Source organism: Chishuiella sp. (assembly GCF_032109125.1).
GTDB lineage: Bacteria > Bacteroidota > Bacteroidia > Flavobacteriales > Weeksellaceae > Empedobacter.
Genome location: NZ_DAMCLZ010000006.1, coordinates 1 through 20557, shown reverse-complemented (window position 1 = coordinate 20557; position 20557 = coordinate 1). Strand labels below are relative to the sequence as shown.

Annotated in this window: 23 protein-coding genes and 1 pseudogene; 4 read left to right on the top strand and 20 right to left on the bottom strand. The window is 27.3% G+C overall.

Going from position 1 to position 20557, the window contains the following annotated elements; genetic code table 11:
* Positions 1-120: 120 nt before the first annotated feature.
* From RT575_RS08040 to RT575_RS08015, 6 genes are all read right to left on the bottom strand, one after another.
* A complete protein-coding gene (locus tag RT575_RS08040; protein WP_313386571.1) occupies positions 121-1380 on the bottom strand; it encodes an aminotransferase class I/II-fold pyridoxal phosphate-dependent enzyme in 1260 nt (419 codons plus the stop codon).
* Positions 1381-1455: 75 nt separating this feature from the next.
* Positions 1456-2493 carry a pyridoxal-phosphate dependent enzyme gene (locus RT575_RS08035; RefSeq protein WP_313386572.1) on the bottom strand — a complete coding sequence of 346 codons (1038 nt, stop codon included), beginning with the start codon at positions 2491-2493 and terminating at the stop codon, positions 1456-1458.
* A 125-nt stretch (positions 2494-2618) separates the two neighbouring features.
* Positions 2619-3773 carry a GlmU family protein gene (locus tag RT575_RS08030; protein ID WP_313580040.1) on the bottom strand — a complete coding sequence of 385 codons (1155 nt, stop codon included), beginning with the start codon at positions 3771-3773 and terminating at the stop codon, positions 2619-2621.
* Between the two features lie 182 nt (positions 3774-3955).
* Positions 3956-4822: a glycine betaine ABC transporter substrate-binding protein gene (locus tag RT575_RS08025; protein WP_313580038.1), complete on the bottom strand. Its 867-nt coding sequence runs from the start codon at positions 4820-4822 to the stop codon at positions 3956-3958.
* A gap of 4 nt (positions 4823-4826) precedes the next feature.
* Entirely contained in the window at positions 4827-5651 is an 825-nt protein-coding gene (locus RT575_RS08020) for a proline/glycine betaine ABC transporter permease (protein WP_313386575.1), read from the bottom strand.
* 1 nt (position 5652) lies between these two features.
* On the bottom strand, positions 5653-6903 hold the full coding sequence (locus RT575_RS08015) for a glycine betaine/L-proline ABC transporter ATP-binding protein (protein WP_313580036.1): 1251 nt from the start codon (positions 6901-6903) through the stop codon (positions 5653-5655).
* Positions 6904-7493: 590 nt separating this feature from the next.
* On the opposite strand from RT575_RS08015, the gene RT575_RS08010 reads away from it, so the two are divergent.
* Genes RT575_RS08010 through RT575_RS07995 form a run of 4 tightly spaced genes read left to right on the top strand, consistent with a single transcriptional unit; the run spans position 7494 to position 10204 of the window.
* A complete protein-coding gene (locus tag RT575_RS08010) occupies positions 7494-7787 on the top strand; it encodes a hypothetical protein (RefSeq protein WP_313580034.1) in 294 nt (97 codons plus the stop codon).
* Positions 7788-7829: 42 nt separating this feature from the next.
* Positions 7830-8588 carry a hypothetical protein gene (locus tag RT575_RS08005; RefSeq protein ID WP_313580032.1) on the top strand — a complete coding sequence of 253 codons (759 nt, stop codon included), beginning with the start codon at positions 7830-7832 and terminating at the stop codon, positions 8586-8588.
* 10 nt (positions 8589-8598) lie between these two features.
* Entirely contained in the window at positions 8599-9570 is a 972-nt protein-coding gene (locus RT575_RS08000) for a hypothetical protein (protein ID WP_313580030.1), read from the top strand.
* The gene (locus tag RT575_RS07995) at positions 9560-10204 is read left to right on the top strand and encodes a hypothetical protein (RefSeq protein ID WP_313580028.1); all 645 of its coding nucleotides are present in this window, start codon (positions 9560-9562) and stop codon (positions 10202-10204) included. The genes RT575_RS08000 and RT575_RS07995 overlap by 11 nt, the downstream gene beginning before the upstream one ends.
* 383 nt (positions 10205-10587) lie before the next feature.
* Here the strand turns inward: RT575_RS07995 and RT575_RS07990 are convergent, their stop codons facing one another.
* The 14 genes and pseudogenes from RT575_RS07990 to RT575_RS07925 form a co-directional block, all read right to left on the bottom strand.
* Positions 10588-11349, bottom strand: coding sequence for a DUF2490 domain-containing protein (locus RT575_RS07990; protein WP_313580026.1), 762 nt, complete (start codon positions 11347-11349; stop codon positions 10588-10590).
* Positions 11350-11364: 15 nt separating this feature from the next.
* Complete coding sequence (locus RT575_RS07985) at positions 11365-12162, bottom strand: HAEPLYID family protein (protein ID WP_313374439.1); 798 nt, start codon at positions 12160-12162, stop codon at positions 11365-11367.
* A 375-nt stretch (positions 12163-12537) separates the two neighbouring features.
* Positions 12538-13065: a hypothetical protein gene (locus RT575_RS07980; RefSeq protein WP_313580024.1), complete on the bottom strand. Its 528-nt coding sequence runs from the start codon at positions 13063-13065 to the stop codon at positions 12538-12540.
* Positions 13062-13919 carry an RHS repeat-associated core domain-containing protein gene (locus RT575_RS07975; RefSeq protein WP_313580022.1) on the bottom strand — a complete coding sequence of 286 codons (858 nt, stop codon included), beginning with the start codon at positions 13917-13919 and terminating at the stop codon, positions 13062-13064. The genes RT575_RS07980 and RT575_RS07975 overlap by 4 nt, the downstream gene beginning before the upstream one ends.
* 256 nt (positions 13920-14175) lie before the next feature.
* Positions 14176-14658, bottom strand: coding sequence for a hypothetical protein (locus tag RT575_RS07970; RefSeq protein WP_313580020.1), 483 nt, complete (start codon positions 14656-14658; stop codon positions 14176-14178).
* A 5-nt stretch (positions 14659-14663) separates the two neighbouring features.
* Complete coding sequence (locus RT575_RS07965) at positions 14664-15260, bottom strand: hypothetical protein (protein ID WP_313580018.1); 597 nt, start codon at positions 15258-15260, stop codon at positions 14664-14666.
* Between the two features lie 90 nt (positions 15261-15350).
* Positions 15351-15485, bottom strand: a pseudogene (locus RT575_RS07960) (RHS repeat-associated core domain-containing protein); the annotation flags it as partial.
* Between the two features lie 373 nt (positions 15486-15858).
* A complete protein-coding gene (locus tag RT575_RS07955) occupies positions 15859-16425 on the bottom strand; it encodes a hypothetical protein (RefSeq protein ID WP_313580016.1) in 567 nt (188 codons plus the stop codon).
* A gap of 115 nt (positions 16426-16540) precedes the next feature.
* Positions 16541-16771, bottom strand: coding sequence for a hypothetical protein (locus tag RT575_RS07950; RefSeq protein ID WP_313580014.1), 231 nt, complete (start codon positions 16769-16771; stop codon positions 16541-16543).
* A gap of 121 nt (positions 16772-16892) precedes the next feature.
* Entirely contained in the window at positions 16893-17177 is a 285-nt protein-coding gene (locus RT575_RS07945) for an RHS repeat-associated core domain-containing protein (protein ID WP_313580012.1), read from the bottom strand.
* A 324-nt stretch (positions 17178-17501) separates the two neighbouring features.
* Positions 17502-18065 (bottom strand): hypothetical protein, encoded by a 564-nt coding sequence (locus RT575_RS07940; RefSeq protein WP_313580010.1) that lies wholly within the window; start codon positions 18063-18065, stop codon positions 17502-17504.
* 4 nt (positions 18066-18069) lie between these two features.
* Complete coding sequence (locus RT575_RS07935; protein WP_313580009.1) at positions 18070-18720, bottom strand: hypothetical protein; 651 nt, start codon at positions 18718-18720, stop codon at positions 18070-18072.
* A 13-nt stretch (positions 18721-18733) separates the two neighbouring features.
* Positions 18734-18892, bottom strand: a complete 159-nt coding sequence (locus tag RT575_RS07930) for a hypothetical protein (protein ID WP_313580007.1) — start codon at positions 18890-18892, stop codon at positions 18734-18736.
* Between the two features lie 306 nt (positions 18893-19198).
* Positions 19199-19945, bottom strand: coding sequence for a hypothetical protein (locus RT575_RS07925; RefSeq protein WP_313580005.1), 747 nt, complete (start codon positions 19943-19945; stop codon positions 19199-19201).
* Positions 19946-20557: the final 612 nt, after the last annotated feature.

The following is a 20557-nucleotide window of genomic DNA, read 5'->3' as shown; positions in this document are numbered from 1 at the left end:
AACAAATATAGTAAATCAAATCATCAAACAAGTGATATAAGTGAGTACTTTTATAAAGTATTTAATAAAAAAAGCCCTTAACATATTATGTTAAGGGCTTAAATACAATTTATTATATTTTTAGTATTGAATGAAATCTACATTCAATTCTTCAGCTTTTCTTTTATAATATCCATCTGCTAATTTATCTTTAATTTCTGCAAATGAATTTAATGTGTATTCTATGTGTTCATCTTCATGAGCTGCAGTAGGGATAATACGGAAAATAATCATTCCTTTAGGAATAACTGGGTAAACAACCACAGATACAAATATTCCATATTCTTCTCTCATTTCTTTTGCAAGAACTGTAGCTTCAATTGGAGAACCATTTAATACAATTGGAGTAACACAAGTATTAGAACCTCCGATATCGAAACCTCTTTCTTCTAAACCTTTTTGTATTTTTTCAACATTATGCCATAACTTATTTTTAAGATCTGGAGATTGTCTTAATAACTCCAAACGCTTTAAACCTCCAATAACCATTGGCATAGTTAAAGATTTAGCGAAAATTTGAGAACGTAAATTATATTTTAAAATACGAATAATGTCTTTGTTTCCTGCTATAAAAGCTCCAAAACCAGCCATTGATTTTGCAAACGTAGAAAAATAAATATCAATTTGATCTTGACAACCTTGTTCTTCACCTGCTCCAGCACCTGTTTTACCCAAAGTACCAAAACCATGAGCATCATCAACTAATAAACGGAATTTATATTCATCTTTAAATGCTGCAATCTCTTTTAGGATACCTTGTTTTCCAGTCATACCGAAAACACCTTCAGTTATTACAAGAATACCTCCTCCTTGTTTGTCTGCAAGTTTACGAGCACGTATAATCGTTTTCTCAAAACTTTCTATATTATTATGTTGATAAATAAAACGTTTACCAAAATGTAAACGAACACCATCTACAATACAAGCATGACATTCAGCATCATAAACAATTACATCATTTTTAGAAACTAAAGCATCGATTGTAGAAACCATTCCTTGGTAACCAAAGTTCATTAAATAAGCAGATTCTTTTTGTACAAAATCAGCTAATTCTTGTTCTAATTGAGCGTGATAGTCAGTTTGCCCAGACATAGCACGAGCCCCCATAGGATATGCCATTCCATATTTTGCAGCAGCATCAGCATCAGCTTTACGAACTTCAGGATGATTTGCTAAACCTAAATAATTATTAATAGACCAAGTAATTACTTTTTTCCCTTGGAATTCCATTACAGGTCCTATTTCTCCTTTTAATTGAGGAAATACGTAATAACCTTCACCATAATCAGCAAATTGACCTAATGGTCCAGGATTTTGTTTTAAGCGTTCGAAAATATCCATTTCTTTTATATTTTTATTAATCTTAAAAAGTAATTAGGAATTAATAAATTTCTAATTACTTTTATTGATATTTAATTATTTTATTTGTTCTACAGTGGCTCTTGCTTCCAAACCATTTAGTCTACTATTAGTAAAACCTTGTTCAGCCATCCAATCATCACTAAATACCTTTGTCATATAACGAGATCCATGATCTGGGTATAATATAACAACAACAGAATTTTGATCAAATTCACCTTGATTTGATAACATTTTATATGCTTGTGTAGCAGCTCCTGATGTATAACCTACCATCATACCTTCTTTAAGAGCTATCTCTCTAGTACAATAAGCTGCATCCTCATCAGTAACTTTTATAAAACGATCAACCATATCAAAATCTAAAGCTCCAGGAACTAAATTCTTTCCTAAACCTTCTATTCTGTAAGGATAAATTTCATTTTCATCTATTTTACCAGTTTCGTGATAAGTTTTTAAAATTGATCCATAAGCATCAACTCCAATAATTTTCACATCTGGATTTTTTTCTTTTATAAAACGAGCACTACCTGTTAAAGTTCCTCCTGTTCCTGTACAACCGATTAAGTGTGTTATTTTACCTTCAGTTTGTTCCCAGATTTCAGGACCTGTTGTTAAATAGTGAGCTTCTGTATTTCCTCTATTAAAATATTGATTAATATAAAGGGAATTTGGTGTTTCAGCAGCAATTCTTTTTGCTACTTCATAATATGACTTAGGATCATCTGCTGGGACATTAGCTGGACAAAGGAAAACTTTAGCTCCCATTGCTTTAAGAAATGAAATTTTCTCTGCTTTTGTCTTATCTGATACTGCTAAGATACATTTATACCCTTTTACTATTGCAACCATAGCTACAGCAAACCCAGTGTTACCTGAAGTTGTTTCTACAATTGTAGCGCCAGGTTGTAATAAACCATTTTTTTCAGCCTCTTCTATAATATGTAAAGCTATTCTGTCTTTTGTTGAGTGTCCAGGATTGTAACACTCTAACTTTGCATAAACTTCGCCTGGAATGTCTTGGTTAATTCTGTTTAATTGAACTAATGGAGTTTCTCCTATTAACTCTAAAACGTTTTTATATTTACCAGTCATTTCACAAATTTCTTTTCTAACAAAAAGCAAAATTAAGAATTTTTAATTAAACGTTAAAGAATTACCAATTAATTTTAATCTTTTAGCATTTTTTTATAAAATCCTCAATATACCTTCTTATTGAATTAGTTATTATTTAATTTAAAAATATATTCTAAAATATTCTTATCTATAGATGATAATTCTATTTTTCTTCTTTCCATCATTTTTTCTGCAGCTTCGCATGCTTTATCAAAAGTAAAAATAGGAGAATCTGATTTTCCTCCCCAACTGTAATGTTTTACTAAATTTGGTGGAAACCCGACTTGAAAAATATTAGCAGCAACACCAACAACCGTACCAGTATTAAATTGAGTGTTAATTGCTGACTTTGAATAATCTGCCATAATTAATCCACAAAATTGTAAACCTGTCTTTATAAAGCGATTTTCTTTATAATTCCATAATTTGACTTCTGCATAATTATTTTTTAAGTTTGATGTATTCGTATCAGCACCTAAATTACACCATTCACCTATAACAGAATTACCTAAAAATCCGTCATGACCTTTATTTGAATAAGCTGTTAAAATAGCATTATTCAATTCTCCTCCTACTTTACAATAAGGACCAATTGTACAACCAGAATAAATTTTAGATCCCATGTTTATTTTAGCATTTTCACACAATGCCAAACTACCTCTTATCATGGAACCTTCCATTATTTCAGTATCTTTTCCAATATAAATAGATCCTTCTGTCGCATTTAAAATTGAAAATTCTACTTTTGCTCCTTTCTCAATAAAAATTCTTTCAGGATTTAAAACACGGTTTGTATCAGATATGGGTTCAGATTTTCTTCCTTCTGTTAATAAATCAAAATCAAATTCTATTGCCTGAAAATTATATGTAAATAAATCCCAAGAGTTTTTGATATGTATTATATCTTTTTCTAAATTTATACTATTTGAAGATTTAGTTGGAATTTTATCTGTAGTTTTTACAGCAACTAAATGATTTTTATATAAAATACTTTGATTAAGTTTAATATTTTTTATTTTATCAACTAACTCAACTGTAGGAAAAAAAGAAGGATTTATAAATAGGTTTTCGGTTTGAAGCTGAATAGGATATTTTTCTTGTAAATAAGGTTGTGTTTGATTAGAAATCTTACTCTTGAGTAATTTTTCCCAGCGTTCGCCAAAACTTAAAGCTCCCATACGTAAAGAAGCAATAGGTTTTGTAAAAGTGAGAGGTAAAAGATTTTCCCACTCTTCCCCATCAAAAAGAATTATATTCATCTATTTAGAATTTATGCAAATTTAAAAATAATTCTTACATAAGAAACTTTAGAGAATATGAATTTACCCCCCAATAAAAAAGTTATTTTTATTGTATTAGAAATCTATTAGAATAATGCCCTATTCATCAAAAAAAAAGTATCATTATTTGAAATAATGATACTTTATAATGATTTTAAATATTATTTTGTTTTAGATAACCAAGAATTTACTAACTTTTGATGTTCTTTTACCCATTCTTTTGCAGTAACTTCTTTATCTTTACTATCTTCTAATTTTGCTAACAAGTCAGACATTGTTGCATCATCAAAGTTCATTTTAGAAAAAAATAAGCCTAAATCTGGATGATCTTTTACAAAATTTTTACGGCTTAACGTTTTTATTTGTTCTGCTTCTCCAAAAACTTTTTTAGGATCATCTATAAATTTAATTTTCATTTTTCCGAACATCCAATGTGGTTGCCAGCCTGTACCAACTATCCATTCTTTATTTCTAATTGCATTTTGCACTTCTGTAATCATCGCTATAGTAGATGAATTAATCTGCTCATAACCTTTAAGGTTATAATCTACAATAGCATTATCAGTAGCAGAAGCAAGACCAGAACCTTTTTCAATTCCTATTATTTTTCCTTTAAATTTATCTTTATTCTGATTTAATTCTTCTATAGAATTTATTGGTAAATAATCTGGAACTATTAATCCTATTCTTCCATTATTATAATTAACTCCTAATGTTTCTAATTTAGGAAATTTTGCAACTTTAGCTGCATGAGTATATGGAAGCCATGTTCCTAAAAATAAATCTGTATCACCATTATTCATTGAAGCTAAAATCATATCTGTAGATGCTTTTTGGATAATTACATGATAACCTTGTTGATCTAAAATTGCTTTTGTAACATATGTAAATGCAACATCATCTGCCCAACCATCTACCATTCCTATTGTAATGTATTTGGAATTCTTTAATCCATTACATGAATAAAATGTTATTGAAGATAGTATAAGAAATAAAAAAGATAATATAGTATATTTTATAAATTTCATAATTCTATTTTTTCTTTACAAATCCTTGCGTTATTCTATCTAATATAATTGCTAAAATAACAACAGATAAACCACTCTCAAAACCTAATCCTATATCAAGATTATTAATTCCTTCTAATACTTTTTCTCCTAAACCACCTGCAGCAATCATACCTGCAATTACTACCATTGATAAAGAAAGTAATATAGTTTGATTAACACCTGTTAATATAGTTTTAGCTGCTAAAGGCAGTTCTACCTTAAATAGTATTTGTCGATTAGTTGCACCAAAAGAACGTGCTGCTTCAACAATATCTTTTGGAACAGATTCTATTCCTAAAGTAGTTAGACGAACAGCTGGCGGCATTGCAAAAATAATTGTTGCAAAAGCACCAGGCACTTTTCCTATACTGAAAAATAATACTGCAGGAATTAAATACACAAAAGCAGGCATGGTTTGCATTAAATCCAATAATGGACGAATTATTTTCTCTGCCAATTTACTTTTTGCAGCCCAAATTCCTAAAGGAATTGAAAAAACAAGAGCTGTTATAGTTGATACAACTATTAGAGCAAGTGTTTCCATTGTTTCTTTCCAAAATCCCATTAAATAAATTAATGTAAAGCCAGCAATTGTCATTATTGCAACTCCTTTACCAGACTTCCATAAAGCTAATAAAGCAAATAATAAGATGACTACATAAAATGGAACTGCTAATAATCCCCATTCAATTCCCATAATAGAGGAATTTCCAATGTTTTTTATTACATCAAATAAAGGTTTTGCATTTTCTGTTAGCCAATTAATAGCAATTTCTACGTATTGACCTATATTGATTGTTTTATTCATTTTATTGATTGTTTGCTATTTCTTTTAATTCTATGATTTCTTCTTCGTTAAATTTTGTAGCTTCAATGATCAGTGAAGTTTGAGATACAACTCCCAATAATTTATTTTGATTATCTATGACTGCAATTGTTGCTTTATTCCCAGAAATAAGAGGTAACATTTCTTCTACAGTAGCATCACTAAATACTGATGGTACATTATCATTTATAATAGATTCTACTGTTGGCTCTTTTAATTTTGCAATTCGAACAACATCTGCCAACGAAACTAATCCTAAGAATTTATTATGAATATCTACAACAGGTAACATATCTAAACTTGTCGATCTCATTTTTCTCAACGCTCCTTCTGGACCATCTTTTCTAAATCGTACAACTGTTGGTTTTTCATGCATCAAAGAACCTGCAGTAATAATAGTTTTTCGATCAACTTTTTCTACAAAGGCTTTTACATAATCACTTTTAGGATTCGTTAAAATATCTTCTGCTGTTCCTATTTGTTCTATTACTCCATCTTTCATGATTACAATTCTATCACCAATTTTTATGGCTTCATCTAAATCATGTGTAATAAAAACGATTGTTTTTTGTAGTGAATCTTGTAAATCTAGTAACTGATCTTGCATTTCAGTTTTTATTAAAGGATCTAAAGCAGAAAATGCTTCATCCATCAATAATACTTCTGGATCGTTAGCTAACGCTCTGGCTAAACCAACCCTTTGTTGCATTCCTCCAGATAATTGAGAAGGAAACTGATTTTCAAAACCATTCAATCCAACAATATCTAATGCTTTTTGTGCTTTTTCTTCTCGTGAAGTTTTATCTTCTCCTCTAATTTCTAAGCCGAAGGCCGCATTACTTAAAACAGTATGATGTGGTAATAATCCAAATTTTTGAAAAACCATACTCATTTCTGTTCTTCTTACATCCAATAATTGTTTATTGTTTTTAACTGTAATATCATCATCATTGATGAATACTTTTCCAGACGTAGGTTCATTTAATCTATTAAGACAACGTAGTAAAGTAGACTTTCCACTACCAGATAATCCCATAATTACAAAGAATTCACCTTCGTATATTTCAAAACTAGCTTTATTAATACCTACTGTACAGCCAGTTTGCTCAAGAATTTCTTTTTTAGAAAAACCTTTATCTAATAATTCTAAAGCTTTTTCCTTTTGTTTTCCGAAAACTATTGTTAAATCCTCGACTTTTAGTTTTACTTTCCTTTGGCTCTCTTTTCTATCCATTTTCAGAGTTTTGGTTAAACAAATTGTCAAAAAAAATATTGATATACAAAACATTACAAACGAAATCATTAATCAAACGCACTTTCTTAAAACACAATAAATTACATTACAATAACATTGTGAACAATGCCTTGTGTCTTATTAAATATTATTTCATAGTTTATACTCTTATTCGACCAAGAGTTTATCATGTAAAAAAGAAAAAAATATTTCTTTTAAATAGATTAGAAATTAAATTATCTTAATGATAATATACAAGTAATTATATCGAATAACTTGAATTTTATATCAATTTAAAATTTTGATATAAAAAAGCGTAAAAAATAACGCATCAACTTCTTTTGACGGTACAAAGGTACTAATTATATATTAAATGGATTTTTAAAGTTGTTTCAATAGACAAAAATCAATAATAAAAACAATGATTTATAACCTTTTAAATATTTTATAATTAGTTAAAAAATAAGATGAAATAATTTATCTTTTTAGGTTTAGTGAAGTGTTAAAATCAAAAGAAAGCATTGTTGTAATTTTTATCTACTAATAAAACATTTTATTTTAGCAATCGACAAGTGATTATTATTAAAAATATGCTAATTAAAATTATAAATATATTAGGACTTATTCCTCTTGTTATTTATCCATTTGTATTACTTGCAAACGTAATGTCATTTGCAGGAGAACGTTCTGCAAATACAACAAATTTTAATACGATAATTAGCTATATATTTCTAGTTTTATCTACTCTTTATCCAATTAGTATATTAATTAGTTGGAAATTTAATCCTTCTAATAAATTACTCATTGCATTACTACCTATATTTTATTTAATTACCTGTGGTATATCATTTTATATTTGGTCAAACGCAGGAAAAAACAATTAAAAAACAATTAAAAAACAATTAAAAATATTAAACTAAACATTTATGATCTTTTTTTATACACGCTACGAATTGCCATTAGCACAAAAATTTATAACAGGTAAATTAAAAAATGATACTGAAGAACAAAATTTCGAATTATACATTATAACTCCTGCAACAAAGTTTTTAGGTCTTTCTATGGGTGGTGGTTTAGTTAAGATATCTCGATTATACAATAGTAAAGGTGAATTAATTCATGCAAGAAAATATTCTCCAGAAATAAAAGAGGAAGTTAAACAACTAAAAAAGACCTGTAAAATACCGTATTTCAGATTATGGAAAGGTTACTTAATTATAGCTACTCTTACATTAATTGCTGCAATTATATTTGGGATTAATCGAAAAATAGAATCTAAAGCTTACTGTGATCAAAATGAAAAATTAAATACTGCTCTATATAATCTAAAAGCTGGACAATTATATGGCGCTACATTTTTTACTGATGCGGAAGGAAATAGCATCAATGGTTTACCACAAGGTTGGGTAAAAATAGAAAAAATAGAAGGTGATACTATTTTTATGAAAAGATCTATAAACGTTGTGAACGATAAAGCGTTGTTTAAAATGGAAGATATCGAGTCTATTAAACCTGTTTCTGAAAATGATTGGAATCCTAAAGTAGAAAAAATTAATTATTCTTTATTAAAAGATAAGTTAGCAGACGAAAATAACACTAGTAATGATAGATATGATCTTACTTATATAGGAGCTGATCATGATAAATATTCTGGTGTTACTATTTCTTTAAAAGGAGCTGAATAGTTTATTCGTTATGGGAAAGTTTTTTGGATATTTTTGGATAGTATTTATTTTGTATTTCATTTTTGCACATCCTGCAATTATTTATTACAATACAACATCATACGATCATCTCGAGCTTGTTGATGGTAAAAAAGCTTTAGCTTATCTGGGACTTAGTATTTTTCTTTGGACATCTGTTTTCTGTATAGCTTTTTATATGATTTATAAATATTCTTTTCAAACACAAAAGAATATTGCCTCAATTTTAAAATCAGGAAAAAGAATTCAGGCGAAAATCATCGAATCTAAATCGACTCCTTTAAAAACAAAAAGCTTTATCCATAAAAAAGTAATCCTAGAATTAGATAATTTTAATCAACAAAAAATTTGGCATTCAATGGAGATTAATGATTCTCGTCCCAACGAGAATCGTTTTGAAGAAGGGAATTGGATTTCTATCCTAGTTGACGAATCTTTCTCTAAAATGCCATATATAATTTTAGATGGAATCAAAAGTAAAGTAAATTATAAACTGTATTTTATATGGTTTATAGCTTTACTTGGAGTTATATATTATTATGCATTTAGTTATCAATTAGAAAATCATGGTTTTGGATGGAGATTTTTAAGTTTTGATCATCCATTAATTATTTCCCCTCTTGTTATATTTTTTATATGCTTTATTTTTTGGTTAGTCTTTGTAAAACTAATGGGAAAAAATTCTTTTAGAAATAAAGAATCGTTAGAATTAAAATTTAAAGGAGAGAAAACATTTGCTAAAATTTTAAGTGCAGAACAAACCGGAACATATATTAACAACCAACCACAAGTAAAATTTGAATTGGAATATACCGACTCGTTAGGAAAAAAACAACATGCAACAATCAAAAAAATTGTTTTACTAACTGATTTAGTAAATATACATCAAAAGGAAAAAGAAATATTCTATTCAACAAACAATCATCAAAATGTTGCATTTACAGATGATTTAAATGAAATCTAATCCCATGAAAAAGTTCACTTACATATTTTTATTCTCTTGTTCAGTAATAAGTATTTTCAATTCTTGTAAACAATTTAAAAATACGATAACAGATACGCTAACAGAAAAAAAATCATCGATAGAAAGCATTAATTCACTTTCTAATAATAATGAAGAAAAAGAAATACCTTTTTTCAATAATTTAGAAGTTCTTAATCAAGCTGAAAATTCACTGAAAAATTTACCAGAATTTAAAGGTAAATCTATCTTTATTTATAAAAACATTTACTTTTATACTAACTATAGAATAATTCTGAAATTACAAAATCCTGATAATCCTTTATTTGTTGATGAATACAAATATGAAAATGGTAAATGGGGAGAACCATCTCCTATTCGATTATCTAAAAATGATGATGTACAAAGTAATGTGATTAATCTGAATCGAATTCCATTTCGTAATGTTTCAAATGTTTATAATGCCTTACTAGAAAAACAAAAAGAAATTAATAGTAAAGCCTCTGATATAACAATTGATGCTCAGTATTATAACAATAAAATAAATTGGTATCCTACAAGAATTTCTAATGAACGTTATGAATATGAAATTAGGTTCAACGAAGACGGAACTTTAGAATCTTTTGAAATGCTATAAAAAAAATCCAGATAATAAAATTATCTGGATTTTTTAATTAAAATAAGTTGTTTAAATTTTTATAACGAAGTGTTATTTAAACTATTTTTTTATAATTTCTAATCATTGATTTTTAGTCTATAATTAATGATTAGTCTTTTATTTTGCAATAGTGATTGAAGTGGCATCCTTTTTAGATTGGTCATTGCATTTCGAATTCGCTTAATGACCAATCTAAAAAGATATAGCGAAAAAGCACGGTGCGAAGCAATTGCCCCAAAAATAGATATAAGATTTAAAACCGTTTTATCATCTATATAACTATTAAAATATATTTCATCTACTTTTAAAGAAGCTAAGAATAACAACATGAAAAATTATAATCTCGTATATCAACTATTTGTTTAAAATAAGTTTGTTAGTATAATATCAAATGCAACATAATTTACACCATAAGGATGGCTATCTCCAATTAAGTTATTCATATAGCCTATATTAAACTGAGCTGGAATATTCTCTGGCGAATATGAATAGTAAAACGTAAATCGACTTTCTTTATACTTAAAGTCCGACCATTCATCATTTTTAGAATCATGTGCTGTTGCAAATAAACTCTCTGCACCACCTATCAATTTATGTCTTTCATCTTCATCTAAATTATAGGTAACTTGTAATTTAAATCGACTTCTAAATTGCCAATCTTCCTCACTATTCTTAAAATCTTTTGTATAAAATCTACGTATATCTTGTCTTAGTGTAGGAGAAATTTTCCATTTATCTAATTTTAACTCATAATTTATTCGTCCATACACTCTAAATTCTTGTGTCACCTCTTTTATTTCTTCACCAAAATCATTTGTGTCATATTCATTTTGTCTTCTATAACTTAATGCAAAAGAATATTTCCAATTTTTATTTATCTTCTTATAAAACTCTTGGTTCAACACCCAAATCGCATTTTTAGACAAAGGATTATATTTTCCATCTACACTTTTACTTCCCCAACCAGTATATGTCATAGATTGCCATTTATCATTTATATCTTGCCTAACACCCAATGCAGACCATTGCACAACATCTGCTTTTCCCAATCCTGGAGGGCTTAATTGTGCATTTACATTCAACGACAATACCAATAAGAATACTATATATTTTAACTCTTTCATTTTTTTCAAAAACTATTACAATTCATAAATTAGACGACCAAACAAACTAAAATTTTCTGAATGATGATTCACAGAAAAGCCATTCACCAAACCAACAGCTAGCTGTTCGTTCACTTTCAATTTTACTTCTGGATGTATCACCATAGAAAACTCATCATGTTCCAAAGCCTCATTAAACTCTAACCCTACATAATGTCCCGTTCCTGGCAGATTGTAATAAATAGAAGAATTAAACTCCCAACGCATTCCCCATTCATCATGTTCAAAAGATTCTTCCAAAATAGGAGAAAAGAACAGTAAAGTATGCCAATTATTCCCCCAACGTTTAGCAGCGATAAAAAAAGGATTATAATTAGTCCCGACGACTATTTGTTTATCGTTAAAATTTTTAAAATCATTAAAATCTAATATCTGAGAATAACCTACAGCCAAAGTTGTTTGTGATTTTTCTGAAACATAAAAAGAATACTGAGATGAAAAACGAAGTGCTTCCAATTCATGATTCATTTTCTTTGCCTCGTTTTTTCTATTATTATAAAAAGAAAAATCAGCTTCAACCTCTAGCCCCAATCTATCAACTGGTGCAAATTCATACTCCGTTAAATAAGTAAACTCGTTGTAGTTATTATTTTTAGAAAACTCCATTCCAACATTCAATTCCTTTTCACCTTTTCTTGCTCCCAAATCTCTTACCAAATCCAAATACAATGGCTCTGCATGATGTACTTTTGGCAATTGTTTATTTTGTGCTTGTAATGTTATACCAGAAACAAAAAATAATAGAAATAGGAAATAAAAAAATCCTCTATTCATCTTTTTCATGCAACAAAGTAACAAGACGAATATGGAAAGAATTGGGAATTTTATATTAGAACATTTTTTTGGGCAATCACTTCGTGCCGGGCTTTCCATTTCAATCTTTTACAAACAGACTTCGACTCCGCTCAGCCATCAGTTTGTAAAAGGATTTTCACTGCAATCCCTATTGCGAATTAAGAAGCCATTTTAAGTTGTGAGTTTTAAGTAATAAGTTTAATTATTAGAGATAAAAATTGAAAAACTATTTGATAAAATGCTAACTACTAAAAAAATAGGATTTTTTTAATAAAAATGTAGCTACTCTATAAAATAACAAAAGGCAAAACAACGTTTGCCTTTTGTGTTATTGTGAAAATATTTTGAATTTACTTACCATTCGTAATGATCTTTCCAATGATTAAATGTCTTAATAGATTCTTTATCAAAGATAATTAAAAATTTATCTACACTTCCTGTCTTATTGTACTCAGAGTAAGGATTAGTTAAAATATCTACTTTTAGAGTGTCATTTTCTATATTAGAAAAATAAACGAAAAGGTTTGGACCTTTATACTTTTTTAAATCTTTCGGTAAGGCTTGTCTGATGTCTTTATATTTATTTAGATTTCCTTCTGAATATTTTTTTGAAAATTCTTTCAGACCATCTTCTTTATAAAGATTTTTTTGATTAAATCTACCGTCTTTCACGCTATATATATCTTTCATCAAATAAAATTTAATAAAGTGGTTACCATATTTTGCTTTCATATCATTAAGAAATTTATCTTTCTTCATAAAATGAGATATAGAATCATAAGCTTTATAATATTGTATTGGAATATGATTTGAAGATTCAGTATGCACCTTACAATTGTAAAAAATGCAAATAATTGAAAAATAAATGATTATTTTTTTCATTTTTTAGTTTTTATAAATAAGTGTTTAGATGGGTTTAAATTATTTACAGAACCATTAGAACTAATAATGTTTAAAGATTTATTACTAAATGGATAATAATCATAGCCAGAACGAGTAATTGGAAAATAACTTTCACGTTGCCCAAAAGATTTATCAAACTTACCTGAAGCATCTAATTCTTTTCTAATAGTATTCATGAAATTAACATTGTCTCCTTTCTCTCCAAAACCAAAAGCAGGATCTGATAAATTATTTGATTTATGGCTAATTTCATGTAAAACAGTCATACCTGCTCCTAATGTTAAAGGATTTAAATTTTTACTTACACCTTCTTCAAAACCAGAAACTTGATTGGAATTTACAGAAATATTAGAAACATTAATCCCCATTTGATTAGAACTATCTCCTTCTGTTTTTTCTGAAATATTATAAGTATGATTTGTATAGTTAATTGCTCCCATTAACATATTTGCTGCAGTTTCACTTACTAAATCACCCGTAGAATTTTGATCATAATTTAATTTTCCATTATCATCAACATTAAGAGTTAACCCTGTTACTTCTTGTAATTGATTTACAATTTTATTCTGAAGTTCTTTACTGATATTTCCAAAGATGATATCATCAGGAGCCATTCCATCAGGATCAATAAAACGTATAGGGTTATTAAAAGCGTAGTTGTAAGGCGAGTGACGTCTCATTTTCTCCGCCAGCGGATCTACATTAAACCAACGGCCGATAGCAGAGTCGTAATTACGAGCACCGTAGTCGTAAAGATTAATATCTAGATCTGTTTGCAGTTCCACTACGTGCGGTATGTTCGTCAAAAACTTAATTAAAGCTTTTTTCTCCATAATCATTGTATTTGTAATTATAATTTTTATTACCAATGGTAGTTGCTGTATAACCACTATGTTTTAAACCAAAAGGATAATAGTTGTTTTCTTCTAAACAAAACTAATCAAAGAACTTCTGTATAAAAATAAGAAAATAAAAATACTAACAACTAAAAAAATCAAAGACTTCTTTAATAAAAATGTAGTGACACTATAAAACAACCAAAGGCAAAACAAACGTTTGCCTTTGGTGCTATTGTGAATTAATTTATTTCTAATATATAGAATATGAGTAACATGTATTCAATATCTTTTCCTTTGAATCATCAAAAAAGATTAAAACAGATGTTTCTCCTTCTTTTCCTTGAAAAGAAACCTTTAAGAGATATGTATTTGTATCTATATCAAAGAAAAGATTATCTATTTCAATTTTCTTCAATCTTCTTCCTAAAAAAAAATTATTAATAATATTTTTTTTAACAATATAATGAGTGTATTTATTTGAAATATTAATATTTTGATTTTTTTCTAATTGTTTAAAAGAAGAGAAATCATTCTCACAATCTATAAAAGTATCAAATAATCCATAGGAACTATTATATATAGATTTAAAGCTTTCAAAATAATACCTGTCTTTTGGGTTTTCTTTTACTATTTTTTGTAAAATTTCATTTAATACTTTATCATAATATTGTGCATTTTGAGAGAATGAGACATTTACAATAAAGAAGAGAAAGAATGAAAAAAATATTTTCATAAATTTTATTTTTTATTATCTTGTTTTATTCTTTTTTCTACAGCTCTATGCATTTGTCTATCAAATTTAGCCTTATTCATTATTGAGCCTTCCATAAATCCATTAGGTCTATCACCTGATTCACTACGTATATGACCTTGCCCTATAGCATTTTTATTTCCAGAACCAATAGATCCATTACCTACACCTACACCTTTTAATATAGCTCCATAAATATCATCTGTAACTCCTCCAGAAGTAGCTCCATCTGACATTATTCCATTTTTATGACCAGAACCTAAAAGGTGTAAAATTTCATGAGCTCCTGCAAATACTCCTTCATCATTTTTTATTGCAGATTTTGTTCTGCTGGCTGAACCTCTAACAGACTTTCCTCTTACTAAAGCATCATCAGAATTTTGTGTAAATGAATTATTTATTTTACCAAAGGGATCATTATCACTTTTATTAGCTTTATTAGCACTTTTATTAGGTGTCTCGCTTTCTTCTGTAGTAATATTAAATCCTATTGAATAATTAGTAGCACTTTCTCCTTCTCCAACTTTCAAAACAACACCTGTCTGTTCATTTAAATAAGTAGCTATTTCATTTAAAAGAGTCATATCTTTTTTATTAGCGTATACATGACCTATAATTGTAATTGTTTTTTTATCATGATCTATGGATACACCAAAATCTCTACCATCATAATCTACAAATTTTGTAGGAACATTTGCAGCATAAACATATGGAGAAAAATCAGGATATAGTTCCGCGAGCGGGTCAATATTAAACCAACGACCGATTGCAGGGTCGTAATTTCTGGCACCGTAATCGTAAAGATTAATATCTAAGTCTGTTTGTAACTCAGCACTGCGTGCGGTATGTTCGTCAAAAGCTTAATTAAAGCTTTTTTCTCCATAATCGTTATACTTGTAATTATAATTTTTATTACCAATAGTACTTGCTGTATACCCACTATGTTTTAATCCAAAAGGATAATAGTTGTTTTCTTCTAAACAAAACTAATCAAAAAACTTCTCTATAAAAATAAGAAAATAAAAATGCTAACCACTAAGAAATTTAAAGATTTTTTTAATGAAAATGTAGCTTAGTTACTTTATAAAATAACAAAAGCCCTCTAATTGGGGGTTTTTGTGGTTTAAAATTATTTATTTTAATAACTCACCAGCATGATGTTCACCATAGCTTGTGGTAATACTACCCATTATTCATAAAAAACCCCTTACCTAAATAGTCATCAAAATAATATGTATAATGATATTTATAATATATATATATAATTGATTCACATTCTTCTATATCTTTGTTTTTACATTCTAAAAAGTATTTGTTATTTCTTTGTATTGTATACTTATTTATAAAATCCTGTTTTGATAAATTGGAATATTCGGATTCTATCATATTAGACATTTTAAAAGTAAATATATCAGGATATTTACTTTTTAATTCCATTTCATTATATACTATTTTAAAATTTAAAACTTTGTATATATCGCCTAAATTATTATTGTAAATAAGGTTATCTTTTTTAGTTATTGAAAAAAGTATGTTCAACGGTATTTTAGCCAATTTATTATTTTCTAATAAAATATAATAATATTTACTATTGGTGTAATTAGAGTCGATATAATTTAATTCCTTTTCTATATCTTTTTTTAAATAATCATAAGTAAAATAATCTTTTCTATTATTATTACATGAAATAATAAAAAAGTATAAAAAATAAGATATAATAATATTAAAATTGAATTTTTTTACCACCATAAGTTTTTCTTTTAGGAAGATTTTCTATTTCTCTAGCTTTATTTTCTGTTTCAACAGCTCTTATTTCAGAAGGTTCTGAAGCAGAGTTATTAGGATCATTATCCTTACTTTTACCTTAATCATCATCAAAAGCATGTCTCATTTCGTGAGCAACAGTAGATAAATCAGAATCAGGAATCCCCTCTTGTTTTTTAAAGTTATCTTTAGCTTCATCTAAGAAATCGAAGGTTGTTATAGTATATAATTTGTCTCCTTTTTTTTCTGATTTTCCTGCATTTATTTCTTTTCTATCAAGAACTACATTATTAGAAACATTACTTTTGCTCCCCTCTTTAATTATATGCATTTTTTCAGAATTTTCTAAAGCATGTAGAATTTCTTTTAAATAATTATTGTTTTATTTTTCTGTTTTTCAAAATGATTGTCTGACTTTCCATAATGTAGAACTCACTTTTTCTTTTCGCCCATCATGATCTATTAACTTGAAACAATCCATTCTTATTTTTTGTAATACTACCATAATAAAAATTCCCTTTACTATATACTAAAGTTTGGCTTTTAGTTCGAAAAATTATATCTCTTCCATCAGTATCAATGGCATTTATAGGATTATTAGCAACGTATGAATATGGAGTAATATTAATAAATTTCTCTGCTAGTGGATCGATGTTGAACCAACGTCCAATCGCAGAATCGTAATTACGAGCGCCGTAGTCGTAAAGATTAATATCTAAATCTGTTTGTAATTCCACTATGTACAGTATGTTCGTAAAAGCTTAATTAAAGCTTTTTTCTCCATAATCATTGTATTTGTAATTATAATTTTTATTACCAATAGTTGCGGCTGTATACCCACTATGTTTTAATCCAAAAGGATAATAGTTGTTTTCTTATAAACAAAACTAATCAAAGAACTTCTCTATAAAAATAAGCAAATAAAAATGCTAACCACAAAGAAATTTAAAGATTTTTTTAATGAAAATGTAGCTTAGTTACTTTATAAAATAACAAAAGGCAAATGTTAGTTTGCCTTTTAATTTATTGTGAGTTTTGCTAAAATAATGCATTTGGAATACTTATTTACTATAATACCAATGTTGATCTATTTTTTTACTATTAGATATTTTTTCTTTCCAATATTCATTTTTAATTTTTAAGATATCATCAATATAAGCAATGTATTCTTCGTCTTTAATGAAAAATATTATAGAATTACCAATTTCAGTACTACTATAAATTTTATATATATCTAATTTTTGAAATTCATTGATAATTTTTGAAATATCATTTAAAGTAGAATAATAATTTTGATTTTTATTTTTACTAATAGAAAGATTATATTTAGAAATATCAAATGTTTTTTTTGCTTTTATTTTTAAGCAGATAGTGTCTCCTATATTACAATTGTAATATTCAAAATTTGGTAAATGATATTTGTTTCCGTTAAATTCTTTTATGAAGGAAGAAACTCTTTCATTTCCGTCCAATACATTTGATGTTTTTATATATACACCTTCAAAAATCTTAAAATCAGATTTTTGGACTTGATTAAATATCCTGTTACTGTCATTATTATGATTGACTTTTTTACAATTAAAAAGTGAAAGTAAACTGATTAATAATATTATTTCTTTCATCATAATATCAATTTTTAATCCATTTTGTTGGATCACCTGCTGATTGTTTTATTTTAAAAGGTTGATTAGGATAATAATATCCATTTCTTATAGCTCGTTGATCTTCTGGAGAATCAAGTATTCCAGTTGATACACCAGGATTATCACTTCTTCCATTTACAGCGTTGTTTAAATGAGCCGCAACGGAAAGAGTTGAAGGACTTAATCCAAGCCTTTTACCAGCTTGTCCCCATAAAAAACTCCCACAATCATAATCGTTATTGGCTATTCCGTTTACCAAATGTAAACCTACAGGGCTAATATTCACACCTCCATTTTTAAAATCTAATTGACCATTACTTTTTCCTGATAATGCTGACTCATCCACTGTGTGTCTACTTTCTCTTTCTATAAAAGTAAGGGCTCTTTCTTTTTCACTACCAATCAAACCAATTTTCATTTCTAAATCAATATCTTCTTTAGTAATAAAAACAACTTCTGATATAATACCTTCTTCAATTGCTTTAGTATCATTTGCTGGATCATTAAAATTATATTTACCTTTAATTCTACCAGTTTTTGAGTTTTCAACAACAAGTTTGTCAGGCTGATTATTTCTATCTATCCGAACAAAATTTCCTTTTTCATTAAAAATATAATAATCAGGTGGAGTAGCCATAATCCCGTCGGGATCAATAAAGAAGACTGGATTGTTTACAACATAAGTAAGGTGACCATCTACGATATTTCTCTGCTAGTGGATCGATGTTGAACCAACGTCCAATCGCAGAATCGTAATTACGAACTCCGTAGTCGTAAAGATTAATATCTAAATCTGTTTGTAATTCCACTACGTACAGTATGTTCGTAAAAGCTTAATTAAAGCTTTTTTCTCCATAATCATTATATTTGTAATTATAATTTTTATTACCAATAGTTGCGGCTATATACCCACTATGTTTTAATCCAAAAGGATAATAGTTGTTTTCTTCTAAACAAAACTAATCAAAAAACTTCTCTATAAAAATAAGAAAATAAAAATGCTAACCACTAAGAAATTTAAAGATTTTTTTAATGAAAATGTAGCTTAGTTACTTTATAAAATAACCAAAGGCAAACGTTTATTTGCCTTTGGTGCTATTGTTAATTATTTGTAATTAATGTGAAAGTATTTCTGGAATAGGACGAGTTGTTATATAATTAGAAGACTTAATACTATATTTAATATTATTAGGTACTTTTTTATCTATATACCTCATTGTTATATAATTAGAAAACATCAACATAGCATAAATATCAAGGTTAGATTTTAATGGTTTAAAATCATTTATAATATATTGATTATTTATAATTATGGATTGTGCTGATTTATTATTTTTAATGTAAAATTTATTATTTAATTCTTTTACGGAAATATTTCTTAAAATATTTTTTATCATATTAAAATCGTCTTTTGATAAATTAAAAGAATAACCTCCTTCTTTTTCAATAGGATAATAAACATTCAAATTAACTATTCCTAAAGAATCTATATTCAAATCATAACTATATTTATGACTAATTAAAAATCTATTTTCAATAGGGTCTTCACTTATTGATAAATTCACAAATTCATTTGTATTTTTTATATAACTATAATCTGAAAATTTATATTTTCCTAGTAGCTTCTTAAAATATTCGTCATTATTAATGTTTTCAATGTAATCATTTGCACTTAATCTAATATAATAAACAGAATTTCCCTTTTCTATTTTCCAATTAAATTCATTGTTAGCAGTCGTTGCATATTTTATGTTACTTATGTTTTTATCCTTTTTTTGAGTTTTATAATAAATAAAACCTATAAAAAAAATAATACTAAAAAAAAATAATAAGCCTTTGTTCAATGTTTTATTCTTATACATTTTTTTAAAAATTATTTACTATTTCGCTTCTTTTCATAATCTACAAGTTTGTTAGATATATTTGGAGGATATCTAGAGTCAAGTCTACGTCTTTTATGGATACCTTTATCTGAAACATTTAAATTATTCAACTTGTAGTACTGTTGAATTATTGATGTTGTTTTTTCTCTTGCGCTATTCCTTACATTTTCATTAAAATGGTCAATCCATCCTCCAGAATTAGAAGGATTTTGAACTCCTATTGATTTTATAAAATTAATAGCATCTTTATCATAGCCACTACTAAAATCTAATTTTCCATTATCTTTATAATCTTCAGAAGTTGGTAAAATGTGTATAAAACTTTCATGACCAATATACTGTTTTGAAGTTTTCCAATCAGTAATATATATATCAATACCAAATTAGAAGCCATTATTCTAAGAAAAACCAATCAAAGAACTTCTATATAAAAATAAGAAAATAATTATGGTAGCTGATAAAAAGTAGCTGATTTTAAGAACCTAAGTTTAATTACTAAAACTAGGAACTGAATAACTTAAACCTTAATTTTATTGTATAAAAAAATCCCCAAGTTATTCACTTGAGGATTCTTTTGTTTAAAAACTGGCG